This window comes from Micromonospora sp. NBC_00389 (genome assembly GCF_036059255.1).
Taxonomy (GTDB): domain Bacteria; phylum Actinomycetota; class Actinomycetes; order Mycobacteriales; family Micromonosporaceae; genus Micromonospora.
On the sequence record NZ_CP107947.1, the window covers coordinates 3033220 to 3060198 of the forward strand.

The 26979-nt window shown below is 70.5% G+C and carries 22 protein-coding genes and 1 pseudogene; 12 read left to right on the forward strand and 11 right to left on the reverse strand.

Annotation, left to right across the window (positions count from 1 at the left end; translation table 11 throughout):
• Positions 1-10 precede the first annotated feature (10 nt).
• From tsf to OG470_RS14495, 6 genes are all read left to right on the forward strand, one after another.
• The gene (gene tsf / locus OG470_RS14470; RefSeq protein WP_328424546.1) at positions 11-838 is read left to right on the forward strand and encodes a translation elongation factor Ts; all 828 of its coding nucleotides are present in this window, start codon (positions 11-13) and stop codon (positions 836-838) included.
• A gap of 161 nt (positions 839-999) precedes the next feature.
• The gene (pyrH, locus tag OG470_RS14475; protein WP_328424548.1) at positions 1000-1767 is read left to right on the forward strand and encodes a UMP kinase; all 768 of its coding nucleotides are present in this window, start codon (positions 1000-1002) and stop codon (positions 1765-1767) included.
• Positions 1768-1855: 88 nt separating this feature from the next.
• Positions 1856-2413, forward strand: a complete 558-nt coding sequence (gene frr / locus OG470_RS14480) for a ribosome recycling factor (RefSeq protein ID WP_328424550.1) — start codon at positions 1856-1858, stop codon at positions 2411-2413.
• Positions 2414-2780: 367 nt separating this feature from the next.
• Complete coding sequence (locus tag OG470_RS14485) at positions 2781-4262, forward strand: phosphatidate cytidylyltransferase (RefSeq protein ID WP_328424552.1); 1482 nt, start codon at positions 2781-2783, stop codon at positions 4260-4262.
• 104 nt (positions 4263-4366) lie between these two features.
• Positions 4367-5524 (forward strand): 23S rRNA (adenine(2503)-C(2))-methyltransferase RlmN, encoded by a 1158-nt coding sequence (gene rlmN / locus OG470_RS14490; protein ID WP_328424554.1) that lies wholly within the window; start codon positions 4367-4369, stop codon positions 5522-5524.
• A 31-nt stretch (positions 5525-5555) separates the two neighbouring features.
• Positions 5556-6704 (forward strand): DivIVA domain-containing protein, encoded by a 1149-nt coding sequence (locus OG470_RS14495; protein ID WP_328424556.1) that lies wholly within the window; start codon positions 5556-5558, stop codon positions 6702-6704.
• A gap of 84 nt (positions 6705-6788) precedes the next feature.
• Here OG470_RS14495 and OG470_RS14500 read toward each other — a convergent pair whose 3' ends face one another.
• Complete coding sequence (locus tag OG470_RS14500) at positions 6789-7010, reverse strand: DUF2631 domain-containing protein (protein ID WP_328424558.1); 222 nt, start codon at positions 7008-7010, stop codon at positions 6789-6791.
• Between the two features lie 198 nt (positions 7011-7208).
• Here OG470_RS14500 and OG470_RS14505 point away from each other — a divergent pair, with 198 nt between their 5' ends.
• Positions 7209-8789 carry a Rieske 2Fe-2S domain-containing protein gene (locus OG470_RS14505; protein WP_328424560.1) on the forward strand — a complete coding sequence of 527 codons (1581 nt, stop codon included), beginning with the start codon at positions 7209-7211 and terminating at the stop codon, positions 8787-8789.
• Between the two features lie 140 nt (positions 8790-8929).
• Positions 8930-9628, forward strand: coding sequence for a TMEM175 family protein (locus OG470_RS14510; protein ID WP_328424562.1), 699 nt, complete (start codon positions 8930-8932; stop codon positions 9626-9628).
• Here the strand turns inward: OG470_RS14510 and OG470_RS14515 are convergent.
• Entirely contained in the window at positions 9617-11218 is a 1602-nt protein-coding gene (locus OG470_RS14515; RefSeq protein ID WP_328424564.1) for a phytoene desaturase family protein, read from the reverse strand. The genes OG470_RS14510 and OG470_RS14515 overlap by 12 nt on opposite strands.
• Before the next feature lie 156 nt (positions 11219-11374).
• On the opposite strand from OG470_RS14515, the gene OG470_RS14520 reads away from it, so the two are divergent.
• Positions 11375-12538 carry an alkaline phosphatase PhoX gene (locus OG470_RS14520; protein ID WP_328424566.1) on the forward strand — a complete coding sequence of 388 codons (1164 nt, stop codon included), beginning with the start codon at positions 11375-11377 and terminating at the stop codon, positions 12536-12538.
• Here OG470_RS14520 and OG470_RS14525 read toward each other — a convergent pair.
• Both OG470_RS14525 and OG470_RS37225 read right to left on the reverse strand, forming a co-directional pair.
• Positions 12508-13383 (reverse strand): YhjD/YihY/BrkB family envelope integrity protein, encoded by an 876-nt coding sequence (locus OG470_RS14525; RefSeq protein ID WP_328424568.1) that lies wholly within the window; start codon positions 13381-13383, stop codon positions 12508-12510. The genes OG470_RS14520 and OG470_RS14525 overlap by 31 nt on opposite strands.
• A 115-nt stretch (positions 13384-13498) precedes the next feature.
• Positions 13499-14470, reverse strand: coding sequence for a golvesin C-terminal-like domain-containing protein (locus OG470_RS37225; RefSeq protein WP_386989747.1), 972 nt, complete (start codon positions 14468-14470; stop codon positions 13499-13501).
• A 68-nt stretch (positions 14471-14538) separates the two neighbouring features.
• Here OG470_RS37225 and OG470_RS14540 point away from each other — a divergent pair.
• Positions 14539-14679 (forward strand): annotated as a pseudogene (locus OG470_RS14540) (DUF397 domain-containing protein); the annotation flags it as partial.
• A gap of 52 nt (positions 14680-14731) precedes the next feature.
• Here the strand turns inward: OG470_RS14540 and OG470_RS14545 are convergent.
• From OG470_RS14545 to OG470_RS14575, 7 genes are all read right to left on the reverse strand, one after another.
• Positions 14732-15022 (reverse strand): hypothetical protein, encoded by a 291-nt coding sequence (locus OG470_RS14545; protein ID WP_328424572.1) that lies wholly within the window; start codon positions 15020-15022, stop codon positions 14732-14734.
• A 185-nt stretch (positions 15023-15207) separates the two neighbouring features.
• Positions 15208-16779 (reverse strand): urease accessory protein UreH domain-containing protein, encoded by a 1572-nt coding sequence (locus OG470_RS14550; RefSeq protein WP_328424574.1) that lies wholly within the window; start codon positions 16777-16779, stop codon positions 15208-15210.
• Positions 16776-18137 carry a tetratricopeptide repeat protein gene (locus OG470_RS14555; RefSeq protein ID WP_328424576.1) on the reverse strand — a complete coding sequence of 454 codons (1362 nt, stop codon included), beginning with the start codon at positions 18135-18137 and terminating at the stop codon, positions 16776-16778. The genes OG470_RS14550 and OG470_RS14555 overlap by 4 nt, the downstream gene beginning before the upstream one ends.
• Positions 18134-18526 carry a sortase domain-containing protein gene (locus OG470_RS14560; RefSeq protein WP_328424578.1) on the reverse strand — a complete coding sequence of 131 codons (393 nt, stop codon included), beginning with the start codon at positions 18524-18526 and terminating at the stop codon, positions 18134-18136. Before OG470_RS14560 ends, OG470_RS14555 begins: the two co-directional genes overlap by 4 nt.
• An 8-nt stretch (positions 18527-18534) precedes the next feature.
• Complete coding sequence (locus OG470_RS14565) at positions 18535-19776, reverse strand: IS110 family transposase (RefSeq protein ID WP_328424580.1); 1242 nt, start codon at positions 19774-19776, stop codon at positions 18535-18537.
• A gap of 376 nt (positions 19777-20152) precedes the next feature.
• Entirely contained in the window at positions 20153-21346 is a 1194-nt protein-coding gene (locus tag OG470_RS14570) for a hypothetical protein (protein ID WP_328424582.1), read from the reverse strand.
• Between the two features lie 379 nt (positions 21347-21725).
• Positions 21726-21902 (reverse strand): hypothetical protein, encoded by a 177-nt coding sequence (locus OG470_RS14575; RefSeq protein WP_328424584.1) that lies wholly within the window; start codon positions 21900-21902, stop codon positions 21726-21728.
• Positions 21903-21920: 18 nt separating this feature from the next.
• Here OG470_RS14575 and OG470_RS14580 point away from each other — a divergent pair, with 18 nt between their 5' ends.
• Positions 21921-22472 (forward strand): GNAT family N-acetyltransferase, encoded by a 552-nt coding sequence (locus tag OG470_RS14580; protein WP_328424586.1) that lies wholly within the window; start codon positions 21921-21923, stop codon positions 22470-22472.
• A gap of 392 nt (positions 22473-22864) precedes the next feature.
• Entirely contained in the window at positions 22865-26836 is a 3972-nt protein-coding gene (locus OG470_RS14585) for a CARDB domain-containing protein (RefSeq protein ID WP_328424588.1), read from the forward strand.
• Positions 26837-26979: the final 143 nt, after the last annotated feature.

Consider the following 26979-nt stretch of genomic DNA (forward strand, 5'->3'; position numbering starts at 1 on the left):
AGAGAGAGCCATGTCCCAATTCACCGCCGCGGACGTCAAGAAGCTCCGCGACCTCACCGGCGCCGGCATGATGGACAGCAAGAAGGCGCTGACCGAGGCCGAGGGCGACTTCGACAAGGCAACCGAGATCCTGCGCGTCAAGGGCGCCAAGGACGTCGGCAAGCGGGCCGGCCGGACGGCCGCCAACGGCCTGGTGGCCCACTCCGGCCAGGCGCTGCTCGAGCTCAACTGCGAGACCGACTTCGTGGCCAAGACCGACTCGTTCATCGCCCTGGCCCAGCAGTTGGTCGAGCACGGCGAGCGCTCCGGCGTGAACAGCGCCGAGGAGCTGCTGGCCAGCGAGCTGAACGGCAAGCCGGTCGCTGACCTGATCCAGGAGCAGTCCGTCAAGATCGGCGAGAAGCTGGTCCTCAACCGCTTCGCCAAGCTGGACGGCACCACCGCCGTCTACCTGCACCGCAAGGCCCAGGACCTGCCCCCGGCGGTCGGCGTGCTGGTGCAGTACTCCGGCAAGGCGGACGAGGCCGGCGACGCCGACGCTCGTGGCGTCGCCATGCAGATCGCCGCGATGCGGCCGAAGTACCTCACCCGTGACGAGGTGCCGGCCGAGGTCGTCGAGTCCGAGCGGCGTATCGCCGAGCAGACCGCCCTCGAGGAGAACAAGCCCGCGGCGGCGCTGCCGAAGATCGTCGATGGCCGGGTGAACGCCTTCTTCAAGGACTACGTCCTGGTCGAGCAGTCGTCGGTCACTGACAACAAGAAGTCGGTGAAGCAGGTGCTGGCCGAGGCCGGCATCGAGGTCACCCGCTTCGTGCGGTTCGAGGTCGGCCAGGCCTGAGCCGCCACCGGGCGCCGCACGCGCCCGTGGGCAGGAAACGTCGACGAGGAGGCCGCCGGTGTACGTGACAGGCACCGCGGCCTCCTCGTCACATAAGGTCGGCAGCGGCAGGTTCGCGGTACGCGGCGCACGGGGCGTGCGCGTGGGGAAGGGCGGGGCGGATGACGCAGGTTGTGAGTGACCGGACGCTGGCGGCGAACGATCCGACGGCACCGCCGCCCGGGCGGGCCCGCCGGGTGGTGCTGAAGCTCTCCGGTGAGGTGTTCGGTGGCGGCGCGATCGGCGTCGACCCGGACGTCGTCCAGGCCATCGCCCGGCAGATCGCCACCGTGGTCCGCCGCGGTGTGCAGGTCTCCGTGGTGGTCGGCGGCGGCAACTTCTTCCGCGGCGCGGAGCTGCAGAAGCGCGGGATGGACCGGGCCCGCGCCGACTACATGGGCATGCTCGGCACCGTGATGAACTGCCTCGCCCTGCAGGACTTCCTGGAGAAGGAAGGCATCGAGACCCGGGTGCAGAGTGCCATCACCATGGCCCAGGTCGCCGAGCCGTACATTCCGCTGCGGGCGATCCGGCACCTGGAGAAGGGCCGCGTGGTCATCTTCGGCGCCGGCGCCGGGATGCCGTACTTCTCCACCGACACCGTTGCCGCTCAGCGGGCGCTGGAGATCCGGGCTGACGTGGTGCTGATGAGCAAGAACGGCGTGGACGGCGTCTACACGGCCGACCCCCGGATCGACCCCACCGCCAGCAAGCTCGACTCGATCACCTTCTCCGAGGCGCTGCGCCGCAACCTGCGGGTGGCCGACGCGGCGGCGTTCAGCCTCTGCATGGAGAACGGCCTGCCGATGCTGGTCTTCGGCGCGCAGGGTGACGACACCATCATCCGCGCGGTGGTTGGCGACAAGATCGGCACCCTGATCACCGCCTGAGCCTGGCCCCGCCCGCGGCGACGGCAGCAGCGGTCCCGGCGACTTTCAGCAGAGCCCACGACGAGCACAGAAGGAGGCGAGGAGACCGGTGATCGACGACACCCTCCTCGAGGCCGAGGAGAAGATGGAGCGTGCGGTGGAGCACGCCAAGGAGGAGTTCGGCGCCATCCGTACCGGTCGCGCCAACCCCGCCATGTTCTCCAAGATCATTATCGACTACTACGGTACCCCGACGCCGCTGACCCAGATGGCGTCCATCGCGATCCCCGAGCCGCGGATGGCCATCATCAAGCCGTACGACAACTCGCAGATCAACGCGATGGAGAAGGCGATCCGCGACTCGGACCTCGGAGTGAACCCGAACAACGAGGGCACCCAGCTGCGCATCCTGCTCCCGCAGATGACCGAGGAGCGCCGCCGCGACATGATCAAGGTCGCCCGGCACAAGGGTGAGGAGGCCAAGGTGGCGATCCGCAACGTCCGCCGCCGTGGCAAGGAGGAGCTGGACCGGATCGTCAAGGACGGCGAGGCCGGCGAGGACGATGGTCGCCGCGCCGAGAAGGAGCTGGACGACCTGACGCAGCGTTACGCGGCCAGCGTCGACGACCTGGTCAAGCACAAGGAGACCGAGCTGCTGGAGGTCTGACCTCCGGCCCGGCATCCGCCGGGCGTGCAGTCGACGTGAGGCCCGACCCCGATCCGGGGACGGGCCTCTTGCCGTCTGTCAGCGAGGGATCCGGCCGGTCAGCGAGGGATCCGCCGGTCCGGGTGGGCCCTGGCCGGCGCCGCCTTCGCCCCGCTCGCTGCCAGGGCGGGGAGGCCGGGGCGCCATCGTCCACCTCGCGCCGGAGGCCGGTGCAGTAGGCTCGGCAGGATTCCCGGCCACCGGGCGGTGAACACCGGGAATCGACCGACCGTCGGGGCGGTCAACCGGAGGAACAAAAGTCGCGCGTGTAGGGGATGCTTGTGGTCTTGCGTCATGTGGTGGTACTCGTGCCGCGTCGCGGTGCGTGATGTCCCACCCCGACCCCTACAGCAGCGAGCCTCGTAGCTGGGACCGGCCGGAGCACCCGGTGGCCCTGCCCTGGCCCGAGCCGGAGTTCGAGCCGGGCCATCGGAGCCGCCGTCCGGCTGCTGGCGCTGAGCTGTATGCCGAGCCGCGCACCCGCCCGTCGGCCGACCCGTACCCCGCCGACCCGTACGCGGCAGAGCCGTACCCCGCCGGCCCGTATCCGGCAGAGCCGTACGACGAGCGCGGCCGGCCGGTCCGCCCGGACGACCGGGACCGGCACGACCGCTTCGACGGCCGGGGCAGGTACGAGGACGACCGCAACCAGCCGGACCGGTACGACGAGCGGGGCCGTGTCGGCCAGTACGACGCCCGCCCGCCCGCTGGCGGCGACGGCCCGGCCCGTTACGACGGCCCCGAGCGTTACGACGCCCCCGAGCGCTACGACGTGCCCGACCGTTACGACGGCCCGATGCGCCACGACGACCGCGATGGCCCGGTCCGGTACGACGACGATGCCGGGTATCCGACCGCACAGCTCGAACCGGTGCGGGACGACCTTGGGCCGGACCAGGACCCGGCGACCGAGTCGGAGCCTCCGCCCGGCCGGCGGTCGAAGGGCCGACGCCGCGCGAGCGCCGACCGACCGGCCACCCAGCAGGTGGGCACCGGGCGGGCTGGCCGGAACCTGCCGGCGGCGATCGGGGTGGGTCTCGGTCTCGGCGCGCTGATCGTGGTGCCGCTGGTGTTCTACCCGCTGGCGTTCCTGTTCGTGATCGCCGCAGCCGTGGGCGTCGGCATCTGGGAGATGGCCCGGGCGGTCCGGCGCAGCGGCGCGCACCCGCCGCTGGTGCCACTGATCGCTGGCGGCGTGTTGACCGTGGGTCTGGCCTGGTTCGCCGGCCCGGACGCGCTCAGCCTGGGGCTGCTGGTCACCGTCGTGGGCACCATGATCTGGCGGTTGGGCGATGGCCCGGCCGGCTTTCAGCGGGATCTCACCGCAGCCACCCTGATCGCCGTCTACGTACCGTTCCTCGCCGGGTTCGCGGCGCTGCTGGCGGCGGCGCCGGACGACGGCCCGCTGCGCATCCTGGCCACGCTCATCGCGGTGGTCCTCTCCGACACCGGCGGGTACGCCGCGGGCGTCTCGTTCGGTCGTCACCCGATGGCGCCGTCGATCAGCCCGAAGAAGTCCTGGGAGGGCTTCGCCGGTTCGGTCACCGCGGCGGCGCTGGGCAGTGCCCTGCTGTTGTGGCTGATGTTCGACGTGGCTCTCTGGTGGGGTGCGGTGTTCGGGGTGGCCGTCTCCTGCGCGGCGGTCCTCGGCGACCTCGCCGAGTCGATGATCAAGCGCGACCTCGGGGTCAAGGACATGAGCAACCTGCTGCCCGGCCACGGCGGGCTGATGGACCGACTGGACTCGATCCTGTTCGCGGTGCCGACCGCGTACCTGTTGCTGGCGATCTTCGTGCCGTTGGTGAAGTGAGGCATGGAACACGTCGGCACGGTCAGCCCGATCCAGTGGTCGGGGCCGGTTCGACACCTCCGGACAGGTACGTGTCGCCGATGGCGTGACACACTGGACCAGCCATGACGAGCCTGCCGTTGATCCCCGCCACCTCGGACGCCCCCGCCGCACGCCGAGCCTCGATGCCACCTCAGCACCTCGCTGACCTGGACCTTGCCGGCCGCCAGGCGCTGGTCGCCGGCCTGGGCGAGCCGGCCTTCCGCGCCAAGCAGGTCTCCAACCACTATTTCGGGCGGCTGGTCCGCGACCCGCAGGCGATGACCGACCTGCCGGCGGCGACCCGGGAGCGGCTGGCCGACCAGTTGCTGCCCAAGCTGCTCACCCCGGTGCGGGAGCTGGCTTGCGACGATGGCGCGACCCGCAAGGCGCTCTGGCGGCTGCACGACGGCTCGCTGGTGGAGAGCGTGCTGATGGGCTACCCGGACCGGGTCACCGTCTGTATCTCCAGCCAGGCCGGCTGCGGCATGGCCTGCCCGTTCTGCGCCACCGGCCAGGCCGGGCTGACCCGTAACCTGTCCACCGCCGAGATCGTCGACCAGGCGGTGTACCTGGCGGGGGTCGCGGCCTCCGGCGCGGTCGCCGGCTCTCCGCCGCGACTGTCGCACGTCGTCTTCATGGGCATGGGCGAGCCACTGGCCAACTACTCTCGGGTGATCGGCGCGATCCGTCGCCTGGTCAGCCCGGCTCCGGAGGGGCTCGGCCTGTCCCAGCGGCACATCACCGTTTCCACGGTCGGCCTGGTTCCGGCCATCCACCGACTGGCCAGCGAAGACCTCTCAGTGACCCTTGCGCTGTCGTTGCACGCGCCCGATGATGATCTGCGCGACGAACTCGTGCCGGTAAACCAGCGCTGGAAGGTAGCCGAGGTGCTGGACGCAGCGTGGGACTACGCCGCCCGGACGGGCCGTCGCGTGTCGATCGAGTACGCGATGATCAAGGACGTGAACGACCAGCCGTGGCGAGCCGACCTGCTCGGGCGGCTGCTGGCCGGCAAGTTGGCGCACGTGAACCTCATCCCGCTCAATCCGACGCCGGGCAGTCGCTGGGACGCGAGCTCGAAGCCGGTTGAGCGGGAGTTCGTCCGGCGGTTGCGCGACGCCGGGGTGTCCACCACCGTACGGGACACCCGAGGTCGCGAGATCGACGGCGCGTGTGGCCAGCTCGCCGCCGCCGAGGACACCGACACCGACACCGACCGCGCCGGAGAGGCACCGGCGTGACCGGGCGTGGCGAACGAGACCAGGAGACATAGTGGCGAGTCAGGGTCAGCGTTTCCGGCGCAAGGCGCTCCGCCGGGGATACAAGGTCGACGAGGTGGATGCCTTCCTCGACCGGGTCGAGGCGACGCTCGACGGCCGACAGGTCGGCGCGCCGGTGGCCTCCCAGGAGGTCCACGACGTCGTCTTCCGGGTCCGCTTCAACGGCTACGACGAGTGGCAGGTCGACCTGCACCTGGACCGGGTCGAGCGGCAGCTGGCCGAGCTGGAGGAGCGCAGTGCCGCCGGGCGCGGCGGCGACCCCCGGATGGGTGACCGGATGGGCCCGCCGGACCGGCTGGGTCCGCCCATGCGCGACGACCGGGGCATGGTTCCGCAGCCGATGCCGCCCCGGCCGATGCCGGCGCAGGCCGGCCCACCCGCCGATCGCTACGGCCGCTACGACGAGCCGACCGGTGCCTTCGCCGGTGGGTATGACGCCCCCCGCGGCGGTTACGACGGGCCACGCGGTCCGGGCGGCCCCGGCCCGATGGGGCCTGGCGGCCCGATGGGTGGGCACGGTGCCCCGCAGCGCGGCCTGCCCGCCGGTCCCGGTGGCTACGGCCCCCCGGATGACCAGCGGATGCCCGGTGGCTACGGCCCCCCCGACGACCAGCGGATGCCCGGTGGCTACGGTCCCCCCGATGACCAGCGCTCGCCCGGCGGCTACCCCCCGGAGGAGCCGCGCTTCGACGGCTTCGAGGCCGGTCGGCACGGTCGCGCCGACATGACCGCCGAGATCCGGATGCCCGAGCGGGACCTGCGCGACATGCGACGTGGTCCGGCCGGCCCGCCCCCGATGCCGCAGCAGGGCATCGGTGGCCCGCCGATGGCCGGTCCGCCCGCCGTTGCCGGCCCGCCGGTCGGGGGTCCGCCGATGGCCGGCCCGCCCGGCAGCGACCTGTACCGGGTCGATCAGATCCGGCGCAGCTTCCAGGTGCGCCGATTCGGCAGCGGGTACGACCCGGACCAGGTCGACCGGTTCTTCGACACCCTGCTCGGCGGTATGCAGGGCCGCAACCCGATGCCGGTCAACCCGAAGGACCTGGACACGCTCCGGTTCGGCCTGGTTCCCGGCGGCTACTTCGAGGCCGAGGTCGACGCCGCGCTCAAGGACGTGCAGGACATCCTCTTCGGGCGCTGACCCCGACGCGTACGGACGAGGGCCCGTCCCCCGGGTGGGGGCGGGCCCTCGGCGTTGTCGGCCGGTTGTCCGACGGTCGGTCGGTCAGGAGCGCAGACCGTTGCGCCGCAGCACGGCGTCGCCGATCACGATGATCAGCAGCAGCGCGGCCAGGCCGACCAGCCAGATGTCCTCGACCTTGCCCTCGTGGTTGCCGCAGATCATCGCCAGCAGCGCCAGCGCGGAGAGCACTGCGCCAATGCGCCCGGACTTACGGTGCCCGGGCTTGTGCTGGTCTGGCGACGTTACCGGCTCGCTTCCTGCCACTGTCGGTCCTTCCCTCGCGATCGGATCTTTGGTTAGTCTGGCACGCCTCCTGCCCGGGGCGGCGCGGTGGGGGTTTCCCGGCCGTCAGGCCCTGCCGGCCCGGGCCCAATGGCACTACGGGCGTCGCGGGGCGGCGGTCAGACTCCCTCCGGTAGCGTTTGGCGTACACCTGATTGTCTGTTTGAGGGGGACTGTGCGGTGCGAGTGACCGGAACCGGGCACGCCAGTATGCGGATCGACACGGCCGCGGGCAGCATCCTGTGCGACCCGTGGGTCAATCCGGCCTATTTCGCCTCATGGTTCCCATTCCCGGATAATTCTCTGCTGGACTGGGAGAGCCTGGGCCAGGTCGACTACCTGTACGTCTCCCACCTGCACCGGGACCACTTCGACGCGGAGCACCTGAGGCGGTATGTGTCGAAGCAGGCGACCGTGCTGCTGCCCGAGTTCCCCACCTCCGAGATGGAGGACGAGCTGCGGGAGCTGGGCTTCACGAAGTTCCTCAAGGCGCCGAACGAGCAGGTCGTCGAGCTGGACGGCGGGCTCAAGGTCATGATCCAGGCGCTGACCAGCCCCACCGACGGCCCGATCGGGGACTCCTCGCTCTGGGTGGAGTACGACGGGGTGCGGCTGCTCAACCAGAACGACGCCCGCCCGACCGACCTGAGCGTCTTCACCGAGCTGGGGCACGTGCACGCGCACATGCTCCAGTTCTCCGGTGCGATCTGGTACCCGATGGTCTACGAGCTGCCGCAGGCGGCGAAGACCGCGTTCGGCAAGCAGAAGCGCGAGCGGCAGTTCGACCGGACCTGGCGCTACATCGACGACCTGAAGGCGTCGCACGTCTTCCCGATCGCCGGCCCGCCGTGCTTCCTCGACGACGCGCTGTGGCAGTTCAACGACATCCACGGCGACGAGGGCAACATCTTCCCCGACCAGTCCGTCTTCCTGGCGGAGTACGCCAAGGTCGGCGGCACCAACGGGATCGTGCTGCTGCCCGGCAGCGTCACCGAGGTCACCACCGAGGGCGCGACCACCACCCACCCGGTGCCGATCGAGGAGTTCTTCGCGAACAAGGTCGCCCACCTGGAGGAGATGCGGGAGCGCAAGCGCCCCATCATCGAGGCGGAGAAGGCGTCCTGGCGGCACCCCGAGGTGGACGTGCTCGGCCAGATGAAGGCCCGGATCGAGCCGCTGCTCGACGAGTCGATCTACCTGGCCAAGGGGGTCGGAGGCCCGGTCCGCTTCGACCTGGTGGGCTACGACGGCGAGAGTGTCGAATCCATCGTGGTGGACTTCCCCGGCAAGGAGGTCCGGCCGTACGCCGACGAGAAGGTCCGCTACCGGTTCCGTACCGAGCGGGCGCTGATCGAGCACCTGCTGTTCATCGACGAGGTGGACTGGGTCAACTCGCTCTTCCTCTCCTGCCGGTTCTCGGCGGCCCGGATCGGCCAGTACAACGAGTTCGTCTACGCGTTCTTCAAGTGCCTCTCCGAGGAGCGGCTCCAGTACGCCGAGGGCTGGTACGACGAGCACGAGCGGAGCACCGACGCCGAGGACGTCACCCTGGGCGACTGGGTGATCCAGCGGCGCTGCCCGCACCTGAAGGCCGACCTGACCCGGTTCGGCATCGTCGAGGGCGACCAGCTCACCTGTCAGCTGCACGGCTGGCGTTTCGACCTGCCCAGCGGCCGCTGCCTGACCAGCGTCGGCCACAAGGTCCGCGCCCACCGCGTCGACGCGGAAGCCCCCGCCCCGGCCGGCGAAGCCGTGATCTGACGAGCCGGCCGGGGCGCGCGACGTCGTGCCCCGGTCGCACCTCGATCCGCGTCCGCGCGGCCCCTCCGTGCGCCACGATCAGTGGAGTGGCGAAAGCCGCGGGCCGGTAGCAGCCGGACACCACCGAGAGTGGGGCGGGCGTGGCGGGGGCGGACGCGCGGGAGAACGAGTACCGGTACGGGCGCGGCCGGGAGAAGGCTCGGGACGCTGCCCGGGTGGAGACGTTCAGCGACGGGGTCTTTGGGGTCGTGCTGACGGTGATGGCCGTCGAGCTGCTCCAGACGGGCCCGGCCCGGGAGGGCGGGCGGGAGCTTCCGGACGCCCTCGCCCACGCCTGGCCGTCCTACCTGGCGTACGTGATCACCTTCGCGATCGCCGGGCAGGTCTGGTTGGCCCACCACAACCTGTGGCGGTACGTGGTCCGGGTCGACCAGATGCTGCTGGTCCTCAACCTGCTCGTGCTGCTCTTCATCGCCACGATCCCGTTCACCGCCGACCTGCTGTCGGACAACCTGCGCGGTAGTGCGACCGAGCAGCGGCTGACCGCCGCCCTCTACCTCGGCACCGTGCTCGGTGAGGCGCTCTTCGTCAACCTGAGCTGGTGGTGGGCCCGTCGGCGCGGGCTGCTCCACCCCGACCTGGATCCCCGGCTGGCCCGGGCGATCGCACGGCGGATCCTGATAAAGCCCCTGCTCTACCTGGTCGCCTTCGCCTTCGTCTTCGTCGACCCCATCCTCAGCCTCGGCGCGTACCTCCTGCTGGTCGCCTTCTACCTGATCGGGGGTCCCGGCGACCTTCGGCCGTCCGCCGGCCCGTCCAGGGAGGGGTCAGCGGCCTAGGTCGGCGAGGATGCGGCGGGCGGCGTTGTGGCCGGCGGCGCCGATCACGCTGCCGGCCGGGTGGCAGCCGGCGCTGCCGGCGTACACGCCGTCGATCCCGGTGGCGTAGGGCATCCGGTCAGTGAACGAGACGGTGTTGTCGACATGGTGGATGTGCCCGCCGGTGATGCCGAAGTGGGCCTCGATGCCCGGCGGGGGCAGTGGCACCGCGTCGGCGATCAGGTCGCCGGTGCCGGGGGCGTACCGCTCGACGATCTCGATCAGCCGGTCGACGTAGCCGGGCAGCGCCGCATCCCAGGTGGTGCCGGCCAGCTCGTAGGGGACCGACTGGACGAAGAGCGCCGACGAGTGGTGCCCCGCCGCGTCGGAGAGTGACGGGTCGACGGTGGTGTGCAGGTACCACTCGATTGTCGGTTCGGCCGGCAGCCGGCCGGCCTGCACGTCCGCCCACATGGCGCGCAGCGCGGCCATGGGCGAGGTGGCCTCCCCGCCGACCAGAGACGCGGAGCCGGGCAGCAGATGGATGGTCGAGCCGAACGGGCTCGGCGTGCCGGCCGGCAGGCAGGAGAAGTGCGGCAGCCCGGTCAACGCCAGGTTGAGCTTCAGCGTGGTGCCGGGCCGGCGGACCGCCGCCATCCGCTCGCCGAGCGGCGCCGGTAGCGCGCCGTCGGGCAACAGGTCCATCAGCCGGTACGGGTCGCACGCGCCAAGCACCACCCGGGCGGCGACCTGCCGGCCGTCGGCGAGCACGACACCGCTCGCCGCGCCGCCGTCAAGGGTCACCGCGGTGACCGGCGTACCGGTCAGGATGGTCGCGCCGGCGGCGCGGGCGGCGTCGGCGAACGTACGTGAGACCGTGCCCATCCCGCCTTCGGCGATCATCCAGGTGCCGCCCGAGCCGGGCAGCCGGCACATGTTGTGGACCAGGAAGTTGTGGCCGGTGCCGGGGTCGTCCGGGCCGGCGTTGAGCCCGGAGAGCCCGTCGGTCACCGCGTACATGCTGACCAGAAGTTCGGAGCGGAACTCGAAGCGGGCGAGGTAGTCGGCGACCGAGCCCTGGACCAGGTCGACGAACACCTGGCGCAGCGCCGGGCGGACGTGCCGCTCGGCGGTCTCCTGGGCCGTCAGCGGCTCGGCCAGCCAGGCCGGGGCGAGATCCTCGCGCAGCGCGGCCAACTCGGCCTGCATGGCGTCGTCGGCGGCCACATCGGCGGGGGAGAAGAACTCGGCGAGCTGCGCCCGGGTCGCCGCGGTGTCACTGCCGAAGAGCAGGTAGGGCGAGCCGAGGCCGCCCGGCGTGGGCAGGAAGTAGTGCGGGTCGCGGCGCAGCACCGGGATCCGCACGTCGAGCGTGGCGAGCAGCTCCGGTGGCATCAGCCCGAGCAGGTACGACCCGGTGGAGTGACGCAGCTCGGGCACCTTCGGGAACGGGGTCTCGGTGCGGGTCGCACCGCCGATCACGTCGGCGGCCTCCAGCACCAGGACGTCCAACCCGGCGCGGGCCAGCAGGATGGCGGAGACCAGGCCGTTGTGCCCGGCACCGACGATCACGACGTCGGCGCGAGCGGGAAGCGCATCGGGGCTGCTCATGCCCGGGCAGCCTAGTCGCGCCGGGCCGGTTGTGGGGGTGCCGGCGGGATACGGAGCCCGGGAGGCGTCATTTCGCGTTTACCGGATAGTGGATTCGATCGATGCCCCGGTGGCCCTAGCGTCATCGGGGCATCGACCGTCATCTGGGAGGTATCCGTGGATCGTCGTACTGTCCTGCGTTCCGCCGTCGCCGGGGCGGCCGCCTTCTCCGGCAGTCTCTGGGCCGGCGCGGCGCTGGCCGCCCCCGCCCAGCCCGGGCCCGGTCCCTACGGGGAACTGTTGGAAGCCGACGCCAATGGCGTCCAGTTGCCCGCCGGTTTCACCAGCCGGGTCATCGCCCGCTCCGGTCAGCGGGTCGCCGGCACCTCGTACCTCTGGCACTGGGCGCCGGACGGGGGTGCCTGTTTCCCGGCCGGCGACGGCTGGATCTATGTGTCGAACTCGGAAATCCCGCTGGTGGGCGGCGCCTCGGCGGTCCGGTTCGCCGCGGACGGCTCGGTTGCCTCGGCGTACCGGATCCTCGGCGGCACCAACGTCAACTGTGCCGGTGGCCCCACTCCGTGGGGCACGTGGCTCTCCTGTGAGGAGGTGCCGCTCGGCCGGGTCTTCGAGACGTGGCCGGACGGCAGCCGGGCGGCCGAGGAGCGGACCCGGATGGGTCGCTTCACCCACGAGGCCGCTGCCTGCGACCCGGACCGGAGGGTGGTCTACCTGACCGAGGACGAGGAGGACGGCTGCTTCTACCGGTTCGTGCCGGACACCTGGGGCGACCTGCGCACCGGACGCGTCCAGGTGCTCTGTGCGCCGGCCGGGCAGGTCGCCGGCCCGGTCACGTGGCGGGACGTGCCGGACCGGGACGGCTTCCCGATCCCCACCCGCTTCCAGGTCGGCGCGGCGAAGCACTTCGACGGCGGTGAGGGCTGCTGGTACGACCGGGGGACCTGCTGGTTCACCACCAAGGGCGACAACCGGGTGTGGGCGTACGACGCGGTCAACCAGCGCCTCGACCTGGCCTACGACGATTCGCTGGTGCCGGCCGGCACCGCACCGCTGACCGGCGTGGACAACATCACCGGCACCGCTGCGGGTGACCTCTACGTCGCCGAGGACGGCGGCAACATGGAAATCAACGTCATCACGCCGGCCGGCGTGGTCGCGCCGGTCGTGCGGATCCTGGGGCAGTCCTCCTCCGAGATCACCGGCCCGGCCTTCTCCCCGGAAGGATCGCGCCTCTACTTCTCCTCCCAGCGCGGCCCCTCCGGCACCTCCACCGGCAGCGGCGGCATCACCTACGAGGTCACCGGCCCCTTCCGCCGCTGACCCCCCGCGTCCTGCCCGGGGCTGCGCTGGGCGCGCCACCGGGACAGGACCAGGGTGGCTGAGTAGCCGGACAGCACGATGACGTGGAACAGGTAGAGCCAGAGCAGCACGGCGACGCCGGCGCCGATCTCGTCGAAGCCGCCGAACGGCACACCCAGGTCCAGCGGAAGGGAGGCGAAGAGCACGAAGCCGTGCATGAAACCAGACAGGTTCGCCGCCGTGAACGACCCCATCACGAGCGCCGAGAGCCAGTCCGGTGACGCCGGCCCGACCACCCGGAACACCCAGAGCAGCACCGGCGTGAGCACCAGCCAGACCGCCAGGAAGGACACCACCACACCCACCGCACCCACCCAGCCGCCCTGCCGGACCAGGCCGGTGGTGAGCGGCAGCGCCAGCAGGATCGACAGCAGTAGCGCGGGGGCCGGCGCGAGCAGCGGTAGCAGGAGCAGCCGGCCCCGCCAGCCGACCAGGTGCTCGTCCGAGCGAGGCTCGGCCACCGAGACGAACGCCCGCCGTAGGCCCTCGCCGTACAGCGACGCGGGCAGCAGCGAGGCCAGCGCCAGCAGCGGCGTCAACTCCACCCCGGCGTTGACCAGCGCGGCCACCGCCCGGGGCGCGCCGATCGCGGTGGGCAGCGCCTCCACGGCGTACGAGGTGAGCCGGCGTACCCGGTCGGCCCCGGCGACCAGAGAGGTGAGCCAGATCGCCAGCAGAGCCACCGGCACCACGGCGATCGCCCCGTAGAAGGTGATCGCGGCGGCGTGCAACGACAGGTCCCGCCCCTGCACCGGGCGGAACGCCGCACTGATGATCCGCTTTGTCTGTTGCAGCCCGCCGCCCATCGGGGTTCCTTTCCCCGTACCGCCTCCCGTCACGCACGGGATCGCCCGCCGTGCGGCATGCCGGAGCCGCCGGACGGACGTCATCCGGCGGCTCCGGCGTACGGTGTGTCGGTGGTCAGCCCAGCGGCAGGCTCCGGGCCGCGCCGAGGCTCGTGTAGAAGCAGCCCGTGGTGGGCAGGCTCGTCGCCGCCGGCGGGGTCACCCCGTCGTAGAGCGCCAGCAGGAAGTTCTGCGGGCACCGCCGGGTGCTGCCGGTGCGGATACCGAAGTGCAGGTGCGGCCCGGTGGAGTTGCCGGTGTTGCCGGTGAGGCCGAGCTGCTGGCCGGGCGCGACCGACGCGCCGTTGCTCACCGACCACGCCGAGAAGTGGCAGTAGGTGTAGACCGCTCCGTCGGTGCCGGTGAGGTTGACGCCCTGGCCGCAGGAGCTGTCGTTGATGATGGTCACGGTGCCGGCCCGCACGGCGTACGCCCGGGTGCCGGTGCCGACGGGAAGGTCGATGGCGGGGTAGTCGTGGTGCGGGTCGTCGTACTCGGAGCGCGGCAGCGCGCTCTTCGTCAGCGGCAAGGACAAGCCGGAGCCGCCGGTTGTGGAGGTGATCCGGACGGCGTCCGCGACGACGTAGCCGGTGCCGGTGCTCCAGCGGCTCACCCCGACCACGGGGTGGTCGCCGGCGGCCAGCGTGAAGGTGCCGAGGCTGACCCAACGGCCTCCGTTGGAGCGCTGGTCCACGACCACGGTCTGGTTGCCGCCGGTGGTCGCCACGATGAACGGGGTGGCGCTGTTGTATCCGGCGTCCGCCGGGTACCACACCTCGACGAGGTGGGCGCCGGCAGTCGGGATCGAGGCGGAGAACCAGGCGGCGTCGCTGCCGCCGGTGTAGGGCGTCGCGAACCGGTAGTCGGCTCCGTACTTCTGGCCGGACCAGGACGAGGTGCCCCAGTTGGCGCTGGCAGTGAAGCGTCCGGCGGTCGCGTTGTCCACGGTGGTGGTCGCCGCGGACGCGGATCCCACCGGCCCGAGCAGCACCATGGCGGCCGCTGTCACCCCGGTGATCAGAGCGCGCGCGGCGGTGGCGATTTTCACGAGGTTTCTCCGAGGGTCGAAGGGGCACGAAGGTCGGTTGGGCGAAGATATTCAACCAACAACCATCGATGATTGAAAGAGACCTTCATGAATCTCCCGGTGGCGGTCCCTGCGGCGGTGCGTGGCGCACGTCTTCCCGATCCGGCGGGGACGGGGACTGTGTCGAGGTGGCGGGGTTCGGTGACGCGGCGGGAAGCCTCGACCGCCCGTTGTGACGATCCTCCGGTGCCCCGCCCCATGCGGGCGCCGGAGATCGGGGCGTCAAACGGCCGGGAAACCGAGTTGCTCGGCGGACGCTTCGCCGGCCCGCCAAGCGAACGGGTCATAGCCTCGCCCCCGAGCGATCTCGACGTTGAGAGCGAACAGTCGTCGGCCGATCTCGTCCTTGTCCTGGGCGATCGCCGTGGGCCATCCGTAACAGGCGGCCACCGCTTCGTCCAGCTCTCTGTGCAGCTTCCTGAGGTCGGCGTAGGCGCCCTCGTCCACGAGGTCGTAGAGCCTGTTCAGCCCGAACTGCTGCTCGGCGCAGATCTCCTGCCGGCGGGCGATCACCCGCCGACCTGCCTCCGCCACCCGCGCCCGCTGGTCGTCCGTGACGGGGGAAGGCCACGGGAACGTCAGGAATGTGGAGGTCGGGGCATAGCGTAGATCGTCTTTGACAGTCGAGGACTGAAACCACGCCCAGGCGCCGTGACTCGTCGGTCGACGCGAAGCGGTTGAGGCATCCGCGGTAATGGCTATGTCGTAGGTGTCAGGAGGGGCCATACCGCTCGCAGGGTGAGGACGGCGCCGACGACGAGGACGAGGGTGGCGGTGAGGATTGGGGTGGCGGTGGCGAGTCGGCCGGTCCAGCTCCCTGGCCGCGGGGAAATTCCGCGATGCAGTCGTTGGTGTAGTCCGACGAGTAGGAGCCCGGCGAGGGTCAGGGTGGCGGCCATGCCGAGGCCGTAGGCGAGGACCAGGAGAACGCCGAACCATGTTCGGCCCAGCGCGACTGCGCCGAGCAGGACGATGAGCGCGGAGGGGCTGGGCACGATGCCGCCGGCGATGCCCATGCCGAGTAGGCCGGCCCTGCCGCGGGCATGGTGATGGTGGTGGTGCCCACGGTGATGCTCATGTCCGTGATCGTGGTCGTGGCGGTGGCTGTCACCGTGATGGTGACCCGATGCCGTGACGTCGGACTCGGCGGTGACGTGGGCGCCGGGTGCCGATCCCGCGAGGACAAGTGTTTGCGGCTGTGGCAGCTGGTGCTTCCTCCGGGCAGGGAGCGCTGACCGGAGCAGGCTGGCGCCGATGCCGGCGATGAGCAGGCCGCTGACTACACCGAGCCAGCCGAGGAGGGTTTCACCGGCCAGGGTCGACGCGGTGGTGAGCAGCAGTCCTGCGGTCAGGACGCCGGCGGTGTGGGTGGCTGTGACGGTGGCGCCGACAGTGAAGGCGTCGCGGTAGGTGCCGCGCCGGCCGGCGATGTAGGCGGCCATGACCGTCTTGCCGTGCCCGGGCAGCATCGCGTGGGCGCCGCCGAGCAGCAGGGCCAGGAGGATCGCCAGTACGCCGGCCAGCGGCGTGAGTCGGTCCGCGCCGGCGATCGTGTTGAGTCGGTCACCGAGGGCGGTCATCGATCGGGCGATCGGGCCGGCGGCGGCGATCGCGGACTGACGTTCGCCGCTGGATGTGGTGCCTGCGCCCAGGGCCTGGATCCGCGCTGAGCGGTGGTTGAGCGGTGAGGACAGCAGGTCGTTGGGGTAGGTGCGCAGCTCGTCGGAGATGCTCGTGCTCGGCAACGGCGAGTCGCGCAGTCCGGTGCCGTGTCCGACGGCGGTGGCCTCGTGCCAGCCGACGCGGTCGGTGCGGAAGGTGTCTTCGAAGCTGATCGTGGTGGCCCGCCGCAGGTCGACGCTGGCGGTGAGGTGACACTCGGTGCGACCGGTGACCAGGTTCGCCGCCCCGGAGTGGTAGGTGAGGTTGCTGGCAAGAACTGTCCACGTCAGGGTGTGGCCGGCTACCTCGGCGTGTAGGGCGCCTGCCATCGCCGCGCAGGTGGTGGCAGCGTGGGCTGCCGCCTCGGCGGGCTCGATGGTGCCGTTGCCGTCCCGGTCGACGGCGGGTTTCTGCTGCAGGGTGGGCAGCTCCGCTTCGTCGAGGACGGCCAGGTCCTCGATCCGGTCGGGATGCAGCTGCAGGCCGTGATAGTGGTTGACGGAGAAATTTCCCAGCGGGTGGGCGATGGCCGGACTCGTCGGTGCCAGAGCGCACCCGACCGCGATGAAGGTCACCGCTACCGCGGCGCCGGCCTGTCGCCGCCTCATCCGCCGCCGCCGAGACTGTCGAGCAGGCGTCGCGCGATCGGCGCTTGAACGACGTCAAAGTGCGGGTTGATCGTCATCGCGAGGCTGAGATCTTCGCGAGCGTGGTCCCGGTCGCCGAGGGCGTGGCGGATCACGCCGCGGTGGTAGTAGAAGGTGGCGTTTCGCCAGCCGAGGCGGGTGGCCTGCAGGGAGTAGTCCAGAGCCTCGGCGTCACGTCCGTTGCGGTGCAGCGCCCATGCCAGGGCGTCAGCGGTCAGGACGGTGCGACGGGCGGACCATTCCGCCTGTGCCTCGGTCAATGCTTCGGCGGCCTGGTCGTGGTCGGCGAGGTAGGTCGCCGCGGTGAGGTGGTCGGAGATGCCGTTGGCGGCGGACAGCTGTCGGGCTGCGGCGACCAGGTCGTACTGCTGGCGCGCCTGGTCGGCCTTGCCGGCGACGGTGAGGAGGTCACCGTATTCGATCAGCAGCTCGGGCAGCGGGAGTGCCTGCACGGCGCGGGCGTAGTCGGCGAGGGCGTCGTCGCTCTGGCCGAGCGCGGCGCGCGCCTTACCGCGTCCGGCGTAAAGCTGCTGGTAGGTGGGATCGGCGGTGAGGCCGGCGTCGTATTCCCGCAGGGCTGCCTGCGGGTCGCCGTTGTGGAACGCCAACTCGCCGAGGTAGTAGCGGCAGAAGGCCCGGTCGGCGGGGCTGCTGGCCTGGGCCAGGGCACGGTTGAGCGCGTCGCGGGCTGCCGCGACCTGCCCGCGCTGTTCGAAGTCGTAGGAGGCGCGGGTGAACGCCGCCACCCCTGGTTCGACGTCCAGCATGCGCTGCAGCTGGATACGCGCGCCGTCGTAGTCGCCGAGTTGGGTGAGCGCGTCGACCAGCACGCCGTGGACGTTGCCGGAGTGGGGGTTGAGGGCCTCGGCGCGGCGTCCCCAGTCACGTGCGGCGCTGAAGTCGTGGCGGGCGTTGGCCAGCGCCGCCGTGCCGACCATCGCCTTCCAGTTCGTGGCGCTCTCCAGTTCCAGCGAGCGCTGCAACGCGCCGTCGGCCTTCGGGTAGTACGACGGGTCACCGGTGATCCGGCCCTGTTGCACGTATGCCGAGCCGAGCTCGGCCCACGTCGACCAGTCCTTCGGCACATCGACGAGCCGCCGCTGGGCTTTCGCGATGGTGGATCGCAGGGCGTCGGCACCCGCCTGCGGCCCGGTCCGCGCGGGCGGGCCGACCAGGCCCGGGGAACGTTGTTGTTCCTGCAGCTGCCCCGTGACGATCGGGGTGCCTACCAGCAGCACGACGCCGGCCAGCAGCAACACGACGGGCAGCCGGGTGAGCCCCCGGCACACGACGGACAGCCGACGCCGGGTGCCGCTCATGAGCCACCGCCGACAAGAGTGGCGTACGCGACGAGGTTGTCCCGATAGCTGCCCGCCCGCCGGTCGAACGTGCCGGTGCAGGTGATCAGCCGCAATTCCGCCCGCTCACTGGGGGCGTAGACCGCGCCAGCGGGAAACCTGTCCTTCGGATACTCGTCGAGCCGATAAATCCGGAAACTCATAACCGACCCGGCGATGTCGCGGACCTGAACCTCACTACCCACCACCAGGTCCCGCAACCGGTAGAAGACCCCTGGGCCGGTGTGGGAGTCCACGTGACCCACGATCACCGCCGGTGGACCTCCTGGCTCCCCCGGCATCGGGCCGCCCGCATACCAACCGGCCACCTGATAGTCGCTGGGGGCGGGCAGTGAGTTGCCCTGTGTCAACCCCTGGGTCAGGCGGCTGTTGGTTGGTTTTGGTTGAGGAGGGTTTGGAGGGTGCCGTGGGTGGCTGGGTTGTAGGGGACGTTGTCCTGCCAGCAGCGCCAGATGATGTGTGCCCAGGCGCGGGCGAGGATGCGGACGGCGTGGGGGTGGTCGCAGCCGCGGGCGGTTGCTTTTGCGTATAGATCGGCGGCCCAGGGGTTGGCGCGGCGGGAGTCGCCGGCGAAATCGCAGAGGGCGTCGCGCAGTTGTTTGTCGGCGCCCCAGCGGAACATGACGGTCTTGACCTTGCCCGATTGTCGGGTCGAGGGGGCGACCCCGGCGAGGCAGGTCAGCGATTCGCGGGTGGGGAACCGTCCGCGGGCGTCGCCGATTTCGGCGAGCAGCCGGGCGGCCCGGACGCTGCCGGAGCGGGGCAGGGACGTGAAGATCGGCGCGTCGGGATGCGCGTCCAGTTGTTCGCCGATGCTGGCGGCCAGGATCTGGATCTGGGCTGTCAGGGTTCGCAGGACGGCGACCAGCGCGGTGGTGGTGCCCGCGTGGATGCCGGCGGGCTCGCCGGTGACGCCGCGGGGTGCGGCAAGCAGCCGGGCGTGCAGCACGGCCGGGTCAACGCCTCCGCTGTATGAGACGGAGCGCAGCCAGACGGCGAGGCGTTTGGGCGAGAGCCAGTCCGCGGCCTGCTGGGTGGTGAACCGGCCCAGGAAGGTCAGAGTGATCGGCGAGTCGATGTCGGCGAACAGCGTTGCGGCGGCGGGGAACACGATCTGCAGGTGTGCCCGCAGCTGGTTGGCTGCGGCGACCCGGTGGGTGACGAGGTCTCGGCGGGCGCGGACGCTGCCGCGCAGCGCGGTGGTCTGCTCGCTGTCGACAACCATGGGTCGCAGCCGGCGGACGTCGGTGCGGACCACGTCGGCCAGGACGTAGGCGTCGAATCGGTCGTCCTTGTTCCCGGCCGATCCGTACCGGCTGCGCAGGTTCTTCACCTGACCGGGCGGGATCACGTACACGGTCAGTCCGGCCCGCATCAGGGTCTGGACCACCGGTCCGTCGCCGCGTTCGATGCCGACCTGCTCGACACCGGCGCGCAGCAGCCGGGCGGCCATCCGCTTCAACCCGGCCGCGTCGTGCGGCACGGTGAACCGGTCCAGGACCTCCCCTTGATCGCCGAGCACGCAGACGGCGTGGTCGTCCTTGGCCCAGTCCACCCCCGCCGTGACGCGCATGGCAGTGGGGTTGGGGTTGATACTCACAGTTGTCTCCTCGCTGTTGCATCAGTGGGAAGACACCCGGTGGTCCCGGGACACCGCAGCCGGTCGCTCACTGATCGGCGCTCATTGGCGCATAGCCCTGTAGCCAGTCGGGGTGTCCTGGGCCGCCGGGCCTCGCAGAACTCAAGCTGGACCTCGAAGGTCGAGCAGTGATGGCGATGGCACGGCGGGGACCAGGGGTGCACCCGAACCCTCCCACTCAGCGATCAAACGGGCGACTCGGATACAGGGATGCTGCACCAGTGAGCGGTGAAGTCATCGACCCGCTCTCGCCCGTGGTTGCCTCCGACGTCGGCGTTCGCCGGGTTCCTGTTCCCGACCGAGGTGATCGTGGTCGCGGTCCGCTGGTACCTGCGCCTCAACCTCTCGGATCGCGACGGCGCGGCCAATGGCCGGCGGGCGGAGTGGCACGGCGGATCCGGTCGGCCGTCATCTGCCACGCCTGCGCCTCGTCGACCAGGCAGCCGGCGAGCAGCTCGCGGCCCCGGGCGAGGACCGCGAGGGCGTCGGGGTGGCCCGGCAGCCACTGCTCGGCGTCCCCGACGGTCAACTCGGCCCGCCGGCCGGGCAGCGGCGTCGCCCCGGGTGGCAGGCCGCCGAGCCGGTCGAGGTGCCCGGCGGAGAGGATCTGGTACCACATGGCGTCGGGGATGAGCGCGTCGGCGAGCATCTCCACCCCGGGCCGCCGGGTCACCGGCATTCCGTCGCTCGGGAGCCACTGCGACCACTGTGGCGTGGTCACCCGACGGCTGTCCGGCTCGGCGTCCACTCCGGCCCAGGCCAGCAGTCCGCTGTGTGCGTGCAGCTTGTCGCGCAGCCGGTGCATCGACCCGGCCAGGTCGTCAGCGTCGGTAGGGTCGGCGCGCGGCGGCGCGACGGTGAACGCCGCCGCGGGTAGCACGTCGTGGTAGCCGCCGACGGTCGCGGCCACCAGCCGGTTGGTGAGGTCGCCGGCGAGCAGGGTCACCGTGATGGCTGTGGGCAGGGTGGACAGTACGGCGGCGGTGGCCGAGCCGGCCGCCTCGGCGGTGAGCGGAATCCGCACGCCGAGCACGACCGCGCTCAGCTCGTCCGCGGGTCCGCGCTCGGCGTGCAACCAGTCGAGCGCCACGTTCAGCAGGGGCGGGGGCAGTTGGCACGAGGCGTCGCCGAACGGCGCGCCGAGTGGCCCGCGCAGGTAGGCCCGGGCGGACACGCCGAACTCCTCGATGTCGTGGCTCGGGCCGCGCCTGGCCACCGAGACCAGAGCGTCGCGCACACCGGCATCGCGCAGTTGCCGGGCCAGCAGCTCCGGTATGGCGAGGACATGCTCGGCGGGGAGCGGGCCGAAGTCGATCACGAGGAGCTGCGCGCCGGGCAAGGCGATCGGTGACGAGACGACGGCCGGGCCCACCGGCTCCCCGCCGGCTCCCGTCGCTTCGAGCCGGAGCAGAGCCTGCCGGAGTGCGGCCACCGCCACGGGCACACCGGCGTCGTCCGAGCGGACTTCGATCGTCAGGCAGTGCTGCTCGCGCAGAGTTTCATCGATATCGAGCACTACGACGACGGCCATGGTGTCCCCCCAATAGTGGCGCATCCGCTCTGGGCGGCAGTCCTATTTTCGATTTCCGCTTCGTGCGTCGATCGTGGATGGGGAAAGAATTGATTGACCTTCCTCTATTGACAAGGGAAGGGGCGCGTCGGGGAGCATATTGCCGTCGCCCATTCTCCGGCGACCCTGCCAGGTGCGCTAAGCGCCGAACTGGCCGGTACATGTCATTAGTTCGAATGCGCGAAGCATGAAATAGGGCGGCCCAGATTCCACGATGTAACGCAATCGAAGGGGCCGGCGCTATTACGAATCCCAACGACTATCGCCGCACTTTTCCCAACCCTTCGGTAACGGCCGAGGCCCGTGATCGCCGTACGGGGTGCCGGCTGTCTCGGTAACGTCACCCGCAGCCGGGCGGCGGCGCGCCGGTCCGGTGCGAGGGGGTGAGCGTCGTGGCCGGCTCGGGCGGATCCCGGGGCGTGGTGGTCGGCGGCGCCATCGGCATCACCAGCACCAAGGCGGTCGCCGCGGTGGACCAGCCGGCCAATGATGCCTTTGCCTGTCCAGGGTCGGTCACTCATTAAGATCGCCCGCCATGACCGTTCTCACCACTGAACGCCTGATCCTGCGCGACTGGACCGCGGACCCGGTCGACCTGGCCCGCATCTACGACATCTACTCCCGCCCCGAGATCACGCGATGGCTGGGTGCGGCACCCGGGCTGCCGCTGACCGACCCGGCGCAGGCCGCCGACCGGCTGCAGATCTGGCGGGACCGCCACGCCGCCGACCATGGCCGGTACGGCACCTGGGCGATCGAGGTGCGCGATACCGGTCTGGTGGTCGGCACGGTGCTGCTCAAGCCGCTGCCGGGGCGGGACGAGGCGCGGCGTACCGATGACATCGAGGTGGGCTGGCACCTGCACCCGGATTCGTGGGGTCACGGCTACGCCACCGAGGCGGCCCGCGCGGTGACGGCGCGGGAGTTCGTCACCGGCACCCCGCAGATCTACGCGGTCGTCTCGCCGGGCAACGATCCGTCGATGGCGGTCTGCCGGCGACTCGGCATGGCTCACGTGGGCCGGCGCACCGACTGGTACGGCGGCGAGGAGCTGGAGACCTTCGTCCTGCCCGCCCCGACCGACTGACCACCGCCAGCGAAGCGAAGGAAGGGCCCCTGTCGACGCCAGGCGTTGACAGGGGCCCCTTCATTTCCACCGAACGCCGACGGATGGGCGGCCGTCAATAGTCACGGTGGTCGAAGTGTTGACGCCCTCGTAGCACGTCAGTAACATCTGGTCAACGTCATGCAAAATCTCGACAAAGGTGTGCTTGATTCTTTGCATGACGCCGCAAGTTTCAGCGGGACGACTCTTTGGCGTCTTTTCTGCCCTTTCCCGCTGCCACCACCACCCTCGCCTCCTCGGCACCTCCCCACACCGGCCGGCACGCCCCCGCGCGTCGGCCGACGACGCGCCGAATCACGCCCCACGCCGTGGCCAGTCCGTCGCGGCACCGTCCCCCCAACGACAGGACAGTGATGAGACGAACGAATCTGTTCAGGATGGTGGCGGCGACAGTCGCGGCCACGGTGATCGCCACGGCCGGGTCGACGGCCATCGCGAACGCGGCGGAGAACCCCCGCTCCGCCGGCACGACAGCCGCGACGAGCACCGCCTTCGCCCCGGCTGCCACCAACCTCGCCCAGGGCCGCCCGACCCAGGAGAGTGGCCACGCCGACGTCTACGACTCGTCGAAGGTCGTCGACGGCAACCCGGGCAGCTACTGGGAGAGCACCAACAACTCGTTCCCCGAGTGGGTGCAGGTCGACCTTGGCTCGTCGCAGGCCGTGAACCAGGTCGTGCTGAAGGTGCCGACCTCCGGCTGGGCGACCCGCACGCAGACCCTGAGCGTGCAGGGCAGTACCAACGGATCGTCATTCAGCAACCTGGTGCCGTCGCAGACCTACACGTTCAACCCGGCGAGCGGCAGCACGGTCACGATCAACTTCAGCCAGACCTCGACCCGCTACGTGCGTATCGACATCACGGCGAACAGCGGGTGGCCGGCCGGGCAGCTGTCCGAGCTTGAGGTCTACGGCAGCGGCGGTGGCGGTCCGGACACGACCGCGCCGAGCGTGCCGGGCAATCTCTCGTACACCCAGTCGGGCACCACGATCACCCTCAACTGGGTCGCGTCGACCGACAACCCGGGCGGCAGCGGCATCGCCGGCTACGACATCTACCGCAACGGCACGCTCCTGCAGTCCATCGGGAACGTGACCACCTTCAACGACACGCAACCGGCCACGGCGACCGTGTCGTACCACGTCCGGGCGCGCGACGTCGCGGGCAACCTCTCGGGAAACAGCAACACGGTGACCCGTACCGGCAGCGGTGACACCATCGCGCCGAGCGTCCCGGGGACGCTGTCGCACAGCACGTCGGGCACCACGATCACGCTCAACTGGGGCGCCTCCACCGACTCCGGTGGCAGCGGGCTGGCCGGCTACAACGTCTACCGCGGCGGCAGCCTGATCGCGACGCTGGGCACCGTCCTCACGTACCAGGACAACCAGCCGTCGACGGCGACCGTGTCCTACTACGTCCGCGCCCGCGACGGCGCGGGCAACCTGTCCGGAAACAGCAACACCGTCACCCGGACCGGCACCCCGCCCCCCGCCTGCACCAACGTGGCGCAGGGCAAGACCATGACGGCGAGCGGCTCCACCTTCACCTTCACGCCGGAGAAGGCGAACGACGGGCAGGTCACGACGTACTGGGAGGGCGCGGCGAGCTACCCGCAGACCCTGACCGTGGCGCTGGGCGCGAACCACTCGATCACGGCCGTCGCCGTCAAGCTGAACCCGGACCCGGCCTGGGGCACCCGTACCCAGAACATCCAGATCCTCGGCCGCGACCAGGCCTCGTCCACGTACACCAGTCTGGTGTCGGCGGCGAACTACCAGTTCGTCCAGGGCAACAACGTGGTCACCATCCCGGTCACCGCGACCACTGCCGACGTGCAACTGCGGTTCACCGCCAACACCGGTGCGCCGTCGGGCCAGGTGGCCGAGCTTGAGGTGTGCGGCACGCCGGCACCCAACCCTGACCTGGTCATCAGCTCGACTACCTGGTCTCCCGCGTCGCCCAGCGAGGTCACCCCGGTCACTCTCTCGGCCGTGGTCCAGAACGTGGGCTCGGCCGCGGCCGGACCCACCACGGTGAACTTCAGCCTGGCCGGCACGGTTGCCGGTAGCGCCGCGGTGGGTGCGCTCAGCGCGGGAGGCTCGACCACTGTCTCGTTCAACGCCGGGACCCGGCCGATGGGCAGCTACAGCGTCTCGGCGGTGGTCGACCCGACGAACACGATCGTCGAGCAGAACAACGGCAACAACAGCTTCACCGCACCGTCGCCGTTGGTGGTCACGCAGGCTCCGGGGCCTGACCTGCAGGTCCTCAGCATCAGCTCCAACCCGCCGAACCCGGCCGTCGGGGCGTCTGTCACGTTCACCGTGGCGGTACGCAACCGCGGCACCACCGCGACCGGCGCGACCACGGTCACCCGGTTGGTGGTGGGCGGCACCACGCTCAACACCAACACCGCGTCGATCGCCGCCGGCGCGACGGTCACCGTCGCGGTCGCCGGGAGCTGGACCGCCACCAGCGGCGGAGCCACCATCACCGCCACCGCCGACGCGACCAACACCGTCGCCGAGACCAACGAGACCAACAACGCGTTCACCCAGTCGATCGTGGTCGGGCGTGGGGCGGCGGTCCCGTACGTCTCCTACGAAGCCGAGGCCGGCCGGTACCAGGGCGCGCTGTTGGAGGCCGACCCGCTGCGCACCTTCGGCCACACCAACTTCGCCACCGAGTCCTCGGGCCGCAAGTCGGTACGACTAAACAGCACCGGCCAGTTCGTCGAGTTCACCTCGACCAACCAGGCCAACTCCATCGTGGTGCGCAACTCCATCCCGGACGCGCCCGGCGGGGGTGGCATCGAGGCGACGATCAGCCTCTACGTCAACGACGTCTTCTCCCGGAAGCTGACCCTCTCGTCGCGGCACAGCTGGCTCTACGGCAACACCGACGGGCCGGAGGCGCTGACCAACACCCCGCAGGCCGACGCCCGGCGGCTGTTCGACGAGTCGAACGCGCTGCTGTCGCAGTCGTACCCGGCGGGCACCCGGTTCAAGTTGCAGCGCGATGCCGGCGACTCCGCCTCGTTCTACGTCATCGACATGATCGACCTGGAGCAGGTGGCGCCGGCCGCGAGCCAACCGACCGAGTGCACCTCGATCACGTCGTACGGTGCGGTCCCCAACGACGGGCTCGACGACACCGCGGCCATCCAACGGGCCGTGACCGACGACCAGAACGGGGTCATCGGCTGCGTCTGGATTCCGGCCGGGCAGTGGCGGCAGGAGCAGAAGATCCTGACCGACGACCCGCTGAACCGGGGTACGCACAACCAGGTCGGCATCAGCAACGTCACGATCCGGGGCGCCGGCATGTGGCACTCACAGCTCTACACGCTGACCGAGCCGCAGAACGTGGTGGGCGGCATCAACCACCCGCACGAGGGCAACTTCGGCTTCGACATCGACAAGAACACCCAGATCTCCGACATCGCCATCTTCGGCTCGGGCCGGATCCGTGGCGGTGACGGCAACGCCGAGGGCGGGGTCGGTCTGAACGGTCGGTTCGGGACAGGCACCCGGATCAGTAACGTCTGGATCGAGCACGCCAACGTGGGTGTCTGGGTGGGACGCGACTACGACAACATCCCCGACCTCTGGGGCCCGGCCGACGGCTTGCAGTTCACCGGTATGCGGATCCGCAACACCTATGCCGACGGCATCAACTTCAGCAACGGCACGCGGAACTCGCGGGTGTTCAACTCGTCCTTCCGTACCACCGGCGACGACGCGCTGGCCGTCTGGGCCAACCCGTACGTCAAGGACCGGAACGTGGACATCGCCCACGACAACCACTTCGTCAACAACACCATCCAGTTGCCCTGGCGCGCGAACGGCATCGCCATCTACGGCGGCTACGACAACTCGATCGAGAACAACCTGATCTACGACACCGCGAACTACCCGGGCATCATGCTGGCGACCGACCACGACCCGCTGCCCTTCTCCGGGACGACGCTGATCGCCAACAACGGGCTCTACAGGACCGGCGGTGCCTTCTGGAACGAGGACCAGGAGTTCGGTGCCATCACCCTCTTCCCCGCCACCAGGGACATCGTCGGGGTCACGATCCGGGACACCGACATCTACGACTCGACGTACGACGGCATCCAGTTCAAGAACGGCGGCGGCAACATGCCGAACGTCGCGATCACCAACGTGCGGATCGACAAGTCCAACAACGGCGCCGGCATCCTCGCGATGAGCGGGGCCCGGGGCAGCGCCACGCTGACCAACGTGACCATCACCAACTCGGCCGACGGCAACATCGTGATCCAGCCAGGATCGCAGTTCGTGATCAACGGCGGCTAGTCCCGACCGAGGGCCGCTGCGGCGGCCCTCGGTCGCCGGCCGGCGGCTTGATCGACACGGGTTCGGCGATGTCGGGGTATCCGGGTGTCAGGGATACCCCGACATCGGCGATCTGGAGCCGATCAGCGCCGGGCGTTGTCGCG